Annotated in this window: 11 protein-coding genes, 1 tRNA gene and 1 other RNA gene; 7 read left to right on the forward strand and 6 right to left on the reverse strand. The window is 40.1% G+C overall.

Going from position 1 to position 11,717, the window contains the following annotated elements; genetic code table 11:
- The 3 genes from ssrA to GCCT14_RS02270 all read left to right on the forward strand — a co-directional run.
- Positions 1-444: a transfer-messenger RNA gene (gene ssrA, locus GCCT14_RS02260) on the forward strand; the annotation flags it as partial.
- Between the two features lie 36 nt (positions 445-480).
- The gene (gene hisS / locus GCCT14_RS02265) at positions 481-1,773 is read left to right on the forward strand and encodes a histidine--tRNA ligase (protein WP_108624061.1); all 1,293 of its coding nucleotides are present in this window, start codon (positions 481-483) and stop codon (positions 1,771-1,773) included.
- Positions 1,773-2,231 (forward strand): TrmH family RNA methyltransferase, encoded by a 459-nt coding sequence (locus tag GCCT14_RS02270; protein WP_157952497.1) that lies wholly within the window; start codon positions 1,773-1,775, stop codon positions 2,229-2,231. The genes hisS and GCCT14_RS02270 overlap by 1 nt, the downstream gene beginning before the upstream one ends.
- On the opposite strand, the gene GCCT14_RS02275 is transcribed toward GCCT14_RS02270, so the two are convergent.
- The 5 genes from GCCT14_RS02275 to GCCT14_RS02295 form a co-directional block, all read right to left on the reverse strand.
- Positions 2,228-2,554 (reverse strand): thioredoxin family protein, encoded by a 327-nt coding sequence (locus tag GCCT14_RS02275; RefSeq protein ID WP_157952498.1) that lies wholly within the window; start codon positions 2,552-2,554, stop codon positions 2,228-2,230. The genes GCCT14_RS02270 and GCCT14_RS02275 overlap by 4 nt on opposite strands.
- A gap of 22 nt (positions 2,555-2,576) precedes the next feature.
- Positions 2,577-2,660, reverse strand: a tRNA-Leu gene (locus GCCT14_RS02280).
- Positions 2,661-2,708: 48 nt separating this feature from the next.
- Positions 2,709-3,332 (reverse strand): hypothetical protein, encoded by a 624-nt coding sequence (locus GCCT14_RS02285; protein WP_157952499.1) that lies wholly within the window; start codon positions 3,330-3,332, stop codon positions 2,709-2,711.
- A gap of 11 nt (positions 3,333-3,343) precedes the next feature.
- Positions 3,344-5,587, reverse strand: a complete 2,244-nt coding sequence (locus tag GCCT14_RS02290; protein WP_157952500.1) for a hypothetical protein — start codon at positions 5,585-5,587, stop codon at positions 3,344-3,346.
- A gap of 68 nt (positions 5,588-5,655) precedes the next feature.
- Positions 5,656-6,384, reverse strand: a complete 729-nt coding sequence (locus GCCT14_RS02295) for a hypothetical protein (RefSeq protein WP_108624066.1) — start codon at positions 6,382-6,384, stop codon at positions 5,656-5,658.
- Between the two features lie 94 nt (positions 6,385-6,478).
- Between GCCT14_RS02295 and rnc the strand changes: the two genes are divergently transcribed.
- Genes rnc through dut form a run of 4 tightly spaced genes read left to right on the forward strand, consistent with a single transcriptional unit; the run spans position 6,479 to position 9,968 of the window.
- Positions 6,479-7,228: a ribonuclease III gene (gene rnc / locus GCCT14_RS02300; RefSeq protein ID WP_108624067.1), complete on the forward strand. Its 750-nt coding sequence runs from the start codon at positions 6,479-6,481 to the stop codon at positions 7,226-7,228.
- The gene (gene radA, locus GCCT14_RS02305) at positions 7,197-8,567 is read left to right on the forward strand and encodes a DNA repair protein RadA (RefSeq protein WP_157952501.1); all 1,371 of its coding nucleotides are present in this window, start codon (positions 7,197-7,199) and stop codon (positions 8,565-8,567) included. Before rnc ends, radA begins: the two co-directional genes overlap by 32 nt.
- A gap of 10 nt (positions 8,568-8,577) precedes the next feature.
- Positions 8,578-9,183: a superoxide dismutase gene (locus GCCT14_RS02310; RefSeq protein WP_108624069.1), complete on the forward strand. Its 606-nt coding sequence runs from the start codon at positions 8,578-8,580 to the stop codon at positions 9,181-9,183.
- Positions 9,180-9,968, forward strand: a complete 789-nt coding sequence (gene dut / locus GCCT14_RS02315; RefSeq protein ID WP_108624070.1) for a dUTP diphosphatase — start codon at positions 9,180-9,182, stop codon at positions 9,966-9,968. The genes GCCT14_RS02310 and dut overlap by 4 nt, the downstream gene beginning before the upstream one ends.
- Here the strand turns inward: dut and GCCT14_RS02320 are convergent.
- A complete protein-coding gene (locus GCCT14_RS02320) occupies positions 9,965-11,638 on the reverse strand; it encodes an AAA family ATPase (RefSeq protein WP_108624071.1) in 1,674 nt (557 codons plus the stop codon). The two genes, dut and GCCT14_RS02320, sit on opposite strands and share 4 nt — an antisense overlap.
- Between the last annotated feature and the right edge of the window lie 79 nt (positions 11,639-11,717).

Genomic DNA, 11,717 nt, shown 5'->3' on the forward strand with positions numbered 1-11,717 from the left:
TGGAATAGGAGACGTGAATTGGCATGCAGAGGACGCCAGTTGGCCTCTTTAATCATCTGGTAAAAAGAATAAATGCCGACACATTATCGTTGCGCAGCTCTTCTCGACGTCGTCGTGAAGAAGATTCCTCTTCTAGCGAAGATGAATCTTTCCTCATGGCAGCTTAAAGCGGCTTGAAGAGAAGATGTTTTCGGAAGCTAATCCCTTCTGAGAACCCGGAAGTCTCCTCTGGACCAAGGGAGAAATTCGCTTCCGTCGTTTACTTGGTATGAAGGGTTCCTTTCACAACGCGATTCAAGGAGCTTCTTCGAGATTTTAGAACGCGTTTTCGGTGAATAAGTGTTGGTCTATCTCACACTTCACTGCGACTTCAAGATAGACTAAGCATGTAGTCATTTCCCAGAACCTATTTTAGGACGAGAGTTCGATTCTCTCCACCTCCAAACTATTGTCATGTGATCAATCCGGTAACCATAATTTATGGCCATTCAGCGAGTAAAAGGTACATTTGATCTATTTCCAGATTCAATCGTCACTGATCAATGGCTTTCCTCTTCTCTATGGAAAGAATTGGAGGTCATGATCCATTCTTTGGCTGCACGTTGGGGATACGAAGAAATTCGCACTCCTATGCTTGAATCCACTGAACTTTTTGAAAAGACTTCAGGGACCTCTTCAGATGTGTGCATGAAACAAATGTATTCCTTTCTGGACAAGGGAGGACGTTCTATTGTTTTACGTCCAGAGGGGACACCTTCAATAATACGTGCACTTGGGGAAGAAGGCTGTTTTCACCATGGGCCAAAATTTCGTAAAAGACGTGATATTTACTACCTTGGTCAAATGTTTCGCCACGAAAGGCCACAGTCAGGACGTTATCGTCAATTTACACAGTTCGGAGTGGAAACTATAGGTCCTGATCAGTTTCAGATTGACTGCGAAGTAATTCTCTTGGGTGCTGCCTTTTTGAAAGAATTGAAAATCCCCTATTTAATTTTGCTTAATTCATTGGGAACTAGATCGGAAATCTTTGAATATCGCAAAGCACTTTTGGACTATTTGAATCCTCTCGCGAATCAGCTATCTGAAGACAGTCAGAGAAGACTTTCCACAAATGTTCTACGTATTCTTGACTCCAAAGACGAAATGGATCGCAAGATCATTGATGCAGCACCTCTTATTACGGATGTTCTTCAAGAAGAAAGCCTAAAGCGTTTTGAAAAAATTCAAGGAATTTTAAAAGAACTTGAAGTTCCATTCACAATAGAACCTAAACTTGTTCGAGGCCTTGATTACTACAACAATATAATTTTTGAGTACATATGGACAGATCAAGAATCACCATCTGCTCTTGGTGGTGGAGGACGCTATAACCAACTTATTCAATCAATGGGGTATACCGATCTTCCTGGAGTTGGCTTTGCTTTTGGATTTGAAAGAGTTATTCAAGCAGCCATTGCAAATGGATTTAGAGTTGCTGATGCTGCTTTTGATTTATTGTTCATTTCCCTTTTGGAATCATCCAGTCCTGAATGTTTTCGTTTATCTAACACACTGCGTGAGAATAGAATTCGTGTCAAAACTAGATTTGGTGAAAAAAATTTAGGTAATGCGCTCAAGGAATGCGATCAAATAGGAGTTAAGTGGATTTTGATTTATGGCGAGCAAGAGAAAAAGAGGAATATGATTCAGTTAAAGAATGCAAAAGAGAGAACTACCCAAATAATTTGTCTTGATGACACGGAAAAACTTCTATCAATTTTGCGACAATAGTGAAAGTAGTTCTTTATCGGCCAGAAATACCTCAAAATACAGGTAACATAGCACGCACATGCTCATTGACGGGATCATCACTTATTTTGATCCCTCCGATTGGTTTCTTCCTAAATTCCCAAACTGTTCGACGTTCTTCCGTTCGATACGTGAGAACAGAAGACATCGAAGTTTGGGAAAAAGGAGAAAATGAATGGCTAAAGCAATTTGGATCTTCGTGTTGGATGTTTTCCACACGAGGTGAATTGCGATACGATCAAGTAATATATGAACAATTTCCCGTTTTGCTTTTTGGAAGCGAGAGCTCTGGCTTACCTGACCTCTGGCTAGAAAAATTCCCCCAAAGAACAGTCAAGATCCCCATTCTGACAAAAGGGGGATCCTTAAACCTATCAAATTCTGTTTCCATAGCTATTTACGAGGTTTTAAGACAGAGAGATTTTTTACCAATTAATTAATTTTGCAACTGTTGAATTGTTTGAATTAAATCTTCTTTCCTCTGCACTCCAGAAACTGAACGAACTTGATCTCCTTGAGAAAAGAAAATAATAGTAGGTACGGATGTGATTTTGCATTTTTCTGACGCTTTCGGAGAACTATCCGTATCTACCTTGAGAAACAAGAGAGAATCACTGCCTAATTCATTGGCAACTTCCCCAAAAGTTGGAGCAAAAGCTTTACAAGGACCGCACCAAGTTGCAAAAAAATACGCGACAACGAAATCAGCTTTCTTTAGTGAAAGCTCAAAGTTATCATCAGTTACCTCTTTATATCCGGACACATTACACCTCACGAAATTACATTGCGGGTAAAGTGACTCGAACACTTACCAGTTAAAACTGACTAAAACCTGAATCTAGCGCGTCTGCCAATTCCGCCATACCCGCACAAAATTTACACTAATAATGAAGAGCACTACCCTTCTTGTTGGATTCTCATAAAAGGTAACTTACTTGCAAGGAATGCCAAAGAGATGGGTCCCACGCCCCCTCTTCAACTCCATCAGAAAAAGAATAAAAACCCCCTGAAATTCCCCAAGAATAAGAAAAAGAAAACCCAAAAACTGAACTCAAATGGGGATCATAACAAGGGAAGCTCTCTGAATTCAACCAACCTCTAACCGAATGCAACCCAGAGTCGTTCTCAGGAAAAGGATATCGTATAGCACCAAATGAAGACATCTCCAAAGAAGGACCCACCGGGTAAACCTGCCTTGCAGAGAGAGCGCGAAGTTTATAGTCCCTGGGTTCAAAGGAAAATATAAAACAAGGGAATGACAAATCGTGTGAGCCTTTATCATCCTGGAAATCGAAAAATAGGGAAAGTCCACCAAAAGAAGTGAAAGGAGTTTTGCTAGTTAACTCAAAAGCAATCCCTTCCTCATGCCAACCAAGACGAAATTCTTCATCCCCCTCACCAAGAAACATATGCATCTTAGGCAAAGCATAATGAGAAGAAAGGAACGTAGTATCTTGTAAACTTTCTGAGAGGTTTCTGCAGCGAAACACTTTTGTGAAAAGAGAAAACAAACAATGCAAGCAAGAAATATCTTTAGACATCACACAATCTATCAAGCTGTCTCTTCATTTAGATCTTCCTCAATAAGAGGCCCTCTTTCTGCTAACTCCTGATGTAACCAATCACTCAGCAGGGAAGAAGAAACACGAGAAATCAATATGGAACGAAGTTCAAGTGCAGCATTTTGCATAGACTCTGCTTCTGACAAGCCTCCTGGTAATACTTCAATTAACTCATCAAAAAGTAACCAACCTGCAATTGAAGCAACTGGCTCACTCCACTTACTGCCCTCCTCAAAAAACGTAGGAAGTTCATAGTAGACTTTTTCCTGAGATTTCAAAATGTCCTTTTCTAAGGTGATCAAAAGCCACTGCTTGTCAAAAGGAGATACCGAAACTTCATTTTTATTATCGAATACTAGATGCCGATCACCAATCTGTAGTAGAGCTCTTACTTCTCTTAGATAATTGAAATGACGACGATGCTTTTCGTAAACATCCTCGGAAGGAACGTCCTTAAAAACATTCTTCCAATAACTAAGCTCTGCCTTTTCAATAGATTTGATACGATGTTTTTTCATGTATGCAGTTAACTCGTGATCTTTGATCTCCTCTAGGCCTCCCCCCATGCGAGCTTGCGTAAATGTCAAAATATAGTCCGAACCACGCTCTTCCGGATCAAAACGAATAAAATTTACTCCATCAGGAGTGAAAAACTGCAACCTTTCACGAGCCTCTTCATCCCCCTGGAGAGCTCTATCAATTAGAGCAAAAAACTCCTTTCTGGATTCAATCTCTAAAAAGCTGAAAGGTGATTCAGGATGAAACAGACCTAGCTGTAAATCTCTAGATTGATCATCATCGCAATCTTTTAAAAATTGCCTCACCATATCGGGATCTTCTCTGACCATTTCTGCTAAACACAATAGGTCTAATTGAATTTTATCTCTCTCATCAAGAGCAAACAATCTGTCCAAACGACTTCCGTACACCTTGTGTAATTTTGGTTCTTTCTCAAGAACAAAATCCCAATGATCATCTGAAACTTGCCAAGTCCAAAGTTCTTTTAAGGGCGAAACCTGTGTCAGTGCGTCTTGACGAAGAATCCTGTGCTTCCCCTTGCAGCGAAATCCAATCAATTCAGGATACGACTTCTTCACATCTTCGACGGATAGAAACTGTTTTGGAAGAGAATCGTGGTGAAACCAATCAGGGTCGATTTTACTGCAATAAAGATTAAATAAGAATTGCTGATCCGTTGCTCTTAGAAAGATTCCTGGCTCAATTGCGTAACGAACAACCCTATTCCCTTCTGTTGCAAATTTTCCAATTTGTTGAAAAATTGTATTATCTAAAACAAGAGAACTCGTGTATTGAGTGGTTAATTTTCTAAAAAGTAAAACCTCCCTCCAAAGTTCGATCAACTTTGCATGAGATAGACCTGAAAAAGTGGAAAAAGATTGAAAAATTCCCTTTGCTTCTACTTTTCTTTCTTCATCAGTGAATCGATCGGCCATTTGGCTTGCCCTGGCCCAAAGATCAGCCTTTGACTCTTCGAGTGAAACTTCAAGACCTTGATTTCTCGCAGCTTCTGCGCCTCTCAGCAGACATCTTGCTACCAGATCAACAAACTTCTTCCCAAACCATTCCTCAGTTGTGATGTATCCGAAAAAATGCAAGTTGTGTTCATTTAAATGTGTCATCAGCGCTTCTGCATCAGTTTCATACTTGATTTGCGATCGCAAAAGAGAACGAAAATCCTCATCTGTGAACATCGACTGCGCAATATAAAGATTTGACTTGCATCTAAAAAACTCTTCACTAGGTGTAGACAAATCTTCTATCGAAGAGGATACAACCCTGAATCTATCCAAACTATCACTTAAGTTAGGAGATGAGGACTTCCAGATTCCCTCCAAAGAAATATCGTTAAAAACAGGATTTTTGTACGGACGCCATCTTTTCTCTTTTTCAAGATTACCAGTCATTTCTTCGTAAATTGTCTTTTTATCCATCTTAAAAAGAGAATCAGCTATGCCAGGGATAAAAAAATCTTTGGAAATCACACGATCATTCAAGGCGCATCCCAAAGTCCCTTCAAGAGAGATCATTCTTTTAAACGCCAGAAAAAATTCAGGGGCATACTTCCTAGACCCAATCTTAACTTGAGACTCTCCAGTTAATGGGGAAAAGCCACCCAAAGAAGTTCCAGAAAGGGCAAACCCCAAAGTCAACACGACAAGAACGAATCCCAGGACAGTTTTTTCCAGGCTTCTACCGAATGAAAACATCTGCATAACACAACCTAAAAAACAAACGAGCCGATCGTAACAAAGGGAATAGCTTTACCTCAATGAGTAGCGATTTAAAATGGAGAAGGCAAATGAACAAAAGGATTCCTATCAGAGGTAAGGAAGTCATCGACGAAATAACCGAGCCTTTTAGGACGATTTGCATGAGGGTCTCTCTCATTTAAAATATACCTACTTTTCTCCCTGCCGAAGACAACTAAATACCAAATAACAGACTGATCTTGAATGATATTGGGAAACCGAACACGACAAGAGTTAGAGATACAAGTAGCCCCAGCAATTTGATGAGACAGCAAACAAGAGAAAGGGGTTAAGGTATTTCCTTTTAGCTCACCAGCGCAATTCGACTCCAAACAGAGAGCAATACCTCCCAAAACTCCTGAAAAAGAACTATAGCTTGATAGAGTAAACGAACCTTCCTGTAAAGATTGAAAAAAAGGATTGTAAGACATTGCTTGAGGAGCAGGGCAAAATACAATGAGCTGATCGTAAAGTAGTCGAATGCCGCCCTCACTCCACCACAAATTTGATGCAAGTCTGGAAATGGGACCTTTTTGAATTATTTTCTGCAAGATAACTGAATCTCTCCACATATCTCTTCCGCCAAACAGACACTGCAAAGATGAAATGTCGTTAGTCGCATTTGGTAGACGAAGCTGGACCATATTCCTAAGAGACGACGAAAGATTGCTACAATCTATTTCTTTGATTGGAATCTCTACATCCAGATAGCCGTTTCTAAAAAAGAATCCGAGCTGTTCCGGGGTTAAAACGAAACGCATTGTTTTGTTCACCTTGCCATAACGAAAAGGGCATAATGCCAGAATAGACTATGAGGAAACAAGCTAAGTGAATATAAAAACTAAAAGGTAAAAAATGTCAGATACAACTGCCTTCTGGGAAGAGCATGCGAAACAAATTGAGCAACAGATCGGATACTCATTTAGAAATTCAAATCTATTGAAGAGCGCATTCACCCATTGTTCTTATGCGAATGAGGCAGAAACAGATTGTCCCACTAATGAACGACTAGAATTTCTCGGAGATGCAGTCCTAAACCTAGTAGCAGCCAATTACCTTTTTATTCATTATCCAGATCTTGCGGAGGGAAATTTAACTAAAATACGTTCGAACATAGTCAACGACAAATCCTGTCATCACTATTCAAAACAACTCAACCTTGCCGACCATCTCCTTTTGGGCAAAGGGGAACGAGCCTCAAATAAACGATCTCGTATTAGGATCGAAGCAGACTTATTTGAGTCGCTCACGGGAGCAATTTATTTAGATGGAGGCCTTGAGAAAGCTCGTGAATTTCTTCTCAAATTTATTTGCCCAGCTGCTGAATATGCCATTCGAAATCCGTGTGAAAATTGGAAGGCTCAACTTCAAGAACTATGTCAAAAAACAAAAAAAGGTAGACCGCTTTACGAAACATTAGCATCTTCCGGTCCTGATCATGACAGACATTATACATGCGGTGCCATGTTAGATGGACGTCTAATTGGTCAAGGAAATGGACATTCAAAAAAAGAAGCTCAACAGATGGCCGCACAAGAAGCATTTTCCATGCTGACAGGAGATATACAAAAGAGTGAGCAAACAGAAGACAAATTGGATATGTGAACGGTGCAAATATAGTGCTATTCGCTGGAACGGGGCCTGTCCTTCCTGTAAGGCATGGAATACATTAAAAGAGACTTCATTAAAGACACCTATAACACAAAAATTACCAATCCAACTTGTTAGATTGTCGGATGCTCAGGCAGAAGAGCCAAAACGACTTTCAACAGAAATTCAGGAAGTAGACCGTGTACTAGGTGGAGGTCTTGTTCCTGGAAGCCTGATCTTACTAGGTGGGGATCCAGGAATTGGTAAGTCAACACTTCTACTTCAAATTTGTTCTGGGGTAGCAAAAAAAACTGGTAGACCTGTCTTGTACGTTTCAGGTGAAGAGTCGATCCAACAACTTTCAATTCGAGCAAATCGGATAGGAGTAAAATCAAAAGACGTTTTCTGCTTGAGTCATTGTCATATCTCCTCAATTTTGGAAACAGTTCAAACAATTCATCCATGTTTTTTGATAATTGACTCTATTCAAACAACATATGAAGAAAAACTCCCCTCTACTCCGGGGTCACCTCAGCAACTAAGAGAGGTTTGCGCCCAATTGCTAACTTTAGCTAAGGGCTCCTCTATAATCGTCTTCCTGATCGGACATGTAACAAAAGAAGGTGGACTGGCAGGCCCACGTCTTATCGAACACATGGTTGATGCTGTACTCTCTTTTGAAGGTGATAAAGATCTTCGGTTCCGTTTTCTAAGAACTACAAAAAATCGTTTTGGATCTACAGACGAAGTAGGAGTTTTCATGATGGAAAAATCTGGTCTAGTAGAAATGAACCAGCCTTCTCTTCTTTTTATAGGAGACCAAAAAGGAATTCCAGGAAGTTCTGTCACATGTTTTCTTGATGGAGCAAGACCATTTCTTGTAGAAGTTCAAGCCTTGCTTTGTAAAAGTTATTATGCCAATCCAATTAGAAGATCTTCCGGATTAGACCCAAATAGAATCGCAGTTCTTCTGGCAGTTGCAGAAAGGAGACTAAACCTTCGTATACATGAATTTGATGTTTTCTTTTCTGTCACAGGAGGCATAAAACTGAATGATCCATCATGTGATCTAAGCTTATTAATGAGTCTATTTTCTTCTTTGGAGAATAAATCTCTCCCAGAAAAAACATTGATACTTGGAGAAGTAGGACTCGGAGGGGAGATTAGAGCAGTTCCTCACCTTACACAAAGAGTAAAAGAAGGCATTTTGATGGGGTTCAGGAGATTTCTAATCCCTGAACAAAACCTGCAACCTATTAAACAAAAAGACGGAATTGCAATAGAAATCCTCATCATGAAAGATATTGGCTCTGCCTGGAAATGGGCAAAACTCAACTCATCCTATTCAACCTAGGAGAACAAACATGAAACTTTCATTCACTCTTCCAAAGCTAGGTTATGAGTATGATGAATTGGAGCCTTGGATTTCGTCTGAAATTATGGAACTGCATCATCAAAAGCATCATGCAGGTTATCTGGACAATTTCCTGAAAAACATCAAATTTTTAAAGGAGACTCCTGATAACCTTACGCTTTGGATGGAGAGCAGTTCTGCTCTTTCTTTTCATGGGGGAGGGCACTTCAATCATTCTCTGTTTTGGGAATCCCTTCTCCCAGTGCACAAGGGTGGAGGCGAATTAAAAATAGGACCGTTACAAGAGGCCATTTCTGATTCTTTCGGGTCCTTAGATAGACTGGTTGGTCTAATGGGTGATGAAGCGATTTCTCTACAAGGATCTGGATGGGTGTGGTTAGGGTTGAATCAAGAAAAAAAACTATTCATCACTACAACCATCAATCAAATCCCACTCTACAATAGAGCAACTCCTCTACTTGGAATTGACCTTTGGGAGCATGCCTACTACTTGCAATATAAGAATGCAAAAATGAAATACTTCGAAGCAATTTGGAACGTTATTAACTGGAAAGAAATAGAAAAGCGATTTCTTGAGGGACGTGAGTCCGAATGAAAATTGGTTATGTAAATGAAGGGCTGTGTTCGCCTCTCATAAAAGAAAACATTTGGAATTTGAAATCGAAATACAATTGCATAATACGACCTGGGGAAATTTCTCTAATTCCTACTGGATTTTTTTTTGATTTAACAAATGAGTTCAGCATTTCTATTTTGTCTCATCCAAAAATGGTTATGGAAGAAGGGCTTATAGTTATAAATGCACCTGGAACTGTTGATTCAGATTTTCGTGGAGAAGTGTGCGGAATTGTTAATAACGTTTCAAATGCTACGTTAAGCCTTTCCGCAGGTGATGTATTTGCTTTAGGAATATTAGAAAGGGTAATTCAGATGAAATTAGAAACCGAAACAAGACACCTTTCAATACAAGCGGAGCAAGGAGCAAAGATACCTTCATACCAAACAAGTGGTTCTGCAGGATTTGACCTGGCGGCCTTTTTAGAACAGGAATTGATTATCCACCCCAAAGAAAGCAAACTAGTAGAAACAGGTTTGCAGATAAAGGTCCCGAAAGGTATCCATTTGCAAATGCGATCTCGAAGTGGGTTATCTCTCAAATCTGGCATTGTTGTACTAGGAGCTCCAATAGTAATCACAGAAGGTGAACATGTGATTGTTGTTCCACTTTATAACTCGAGCGACAAGCCGTTCCTGATAAGGAACGAAATGAGAATTGCGCAAATTGTATGTATTGAAACAATACCATTCGAATGTGTTGCAAACGAAACTCTGACCGTTACTGGTCGAGGGGCTCAAGGCTTCGGTAGCACAGGTGTCTAAACTCCTAGAATTTTTCCTTTTTCTAAATGTGACTGAGATTCAACTTCTGATGATGGGAAAACGCTTATCTCTTCCACCTTTATCTTGTCTTCTATTTTGTCTTCTGCAGTAGATGTTTCCTTTTCTATCTCACGTAAACATACCTTATTTTCGTCCGAAACAAATGCCTCAATGTCACGAATGACCCCCTTAGACTCAGTCAACCGAGACAGAATCCACTCAGAGAGAGGATCTTGAACATGTACTTGAATTGTTCTTCTCAAAGGTCTAGCACCTAATTCAGGTTCAAACCCTCTTTTTGCCAAGAACTCACGAACCATAGGTGTAAATGTTAACCTAACGCCGCGTGAAAGCACTCTTTGACAGAGTTTTCCCATTTCAAGATCAACAATCTTTAAGAGTGTTTCATGAGAAAACAGACGGAATATCAGAGTTTCATCGATGCGGTTAAGAAATTCAACTTTAAAGATTTTTTGAAGAGATTTTTGAATTTGCAATTTCATCACATCATAATCTAGGTGATGATCACTTGTTGAAAATCCGACTGATGCAGATTTCTTAATCAAATCAGCTCCTACATTCGAGGTCATAATGATGATTGTATTGCGGAAATCTACTTGTCTTCCAAACGAGTCTGTTAACCTACCTTCTTCCAAGATTTGAAGAAGAAGATCCATCACATCTCCGTGAGCTTTCTCAATTTCATCGAACAGTACCACCGAATACGGCCTTTGTCGAACACGTTCTGTTAGCTGTCCACCTTCTTCGTGTCCAACATATCCAGGAGGCGAACCAGTCATTCGACTTACAGCAAACTTTTCCATGTACTCTGACATGTCAACTTGTATGAGAGAGTCATCTCCGCCAAAAAAGTTCGACGCCACTTTTTTCGCTAGAAGGGTCTTCCCAAGTCCTGTCGGGCCTAAAAATAAAAATGAACCAATAGGTCTTTTGGGGTCTTTGATATCAGCATAACTTCTCTTTACTGCACGACAAACTGCATCAACTACTTCGTCTTGACCAATAAGCTCATTTGTAATGGATTCCCTCATTCTGGAAACAGTCATCCATGCTTCTTCACGAAGCCTATAAAGAGGAACACCAGTTGATTTAGAAACAGCACAAGCAATAGAGTCAGCATCTACACAAACCTTCGACTCTTCATCAGGGACCCAACCTTCCTGAGCTTTGCTCATTTGCTCCTTAAGCTGCTTTTCAGCATCCCTTAACGAAGCGGCCTTCTCGTACTCTTGATTCTGTATAGCCAACTCTTTTTGTCTTTGCATGACTTTAAATTCTTTCTCATATTCGTATCCAGACAGAGGAGAATGTTCATTTGATGCAACGATGCGCTTCATTGCCCCAGCTTCATCTAGTAGGTCAATCGCTTTATCTGGGAGATATTTGCCTGGAACGTAGCGCTCTGAAAGATCTACAGCAGCTCGAACAGCCTCCATAGTGTATTCACACCTATGATATTGCTCGTATTTGCTCTTCAATCCAAAAATAATCTCAACAGTCTCCTCCAAACCAGGAGGTAGAATCATCATCTTTTGAAATCGCCTCTCAAGAGCTGCGTCCTTTTCAATGTGCTTTCGATATTCATCAGTTGTCGTTGCGCCAATACACTGAATCTCCCCACGAGAAAGAGCAGGCTTCAAATGAAACAATTAACTTAGCAGACGTTTGAAGTATCCTCATGCGATAAGATTCAGATTGCTGTTCGAAAACAGTCCAACATGGGAGAGA

It is taken from the genome of Candidatus Similichlamydia epinepheli (assembly GCF_003056015.1).

Coding starts and splice junctions, on each gene's coding strand:
- hisS (WP_108624061.1), top strand. CDS start 481: ATGGCCATTCAGCGAGTAAAAGGTACATTTGATCTATTTCCAGATTCA.
- rnc (WP_108624067.1), top strand. CDS start 6,479: ATGTCAGATACAACTGCCTTCTGGGAAGAGCATGCGAAACAAATTGAG.
- GCCT14_RS02285 (WP_157952499.1), bottom strand. CDS start 3,332: ATGTCTAAAGATATTTCTTGCTTGCATTGTTTGTTTTCTCTTTTCACA.
- dut (WP_108624070.1), top strand. CDS start 9,180: ATGAAAATTGGTTATGTAAATGAAGGGCTGTGTTCGCCTCTCATAAAA.
- GCCT14_RS02295 (WP_108624066.1), bottom strand. CDS start 6,384: ATGCGTTTCGTTTTAACCCCGGAACAGCTCGGATTCTTTTTTAGAAAC.
- GCCT14_RS02290 (WP_157952500.1), bottom strand. CDS start 5,587: ATGCAGATGTTTTCATTCGGTAGAAGCCTGGAAAAAACTGTCCTGGGA.
- GCCT14_RS02310 (WP_108624069.1), top strand. CDS start 8,578: ATGAAACTTTCATTCACTCTTCCAAAGCTAGGTTATGAGTATGATGAA.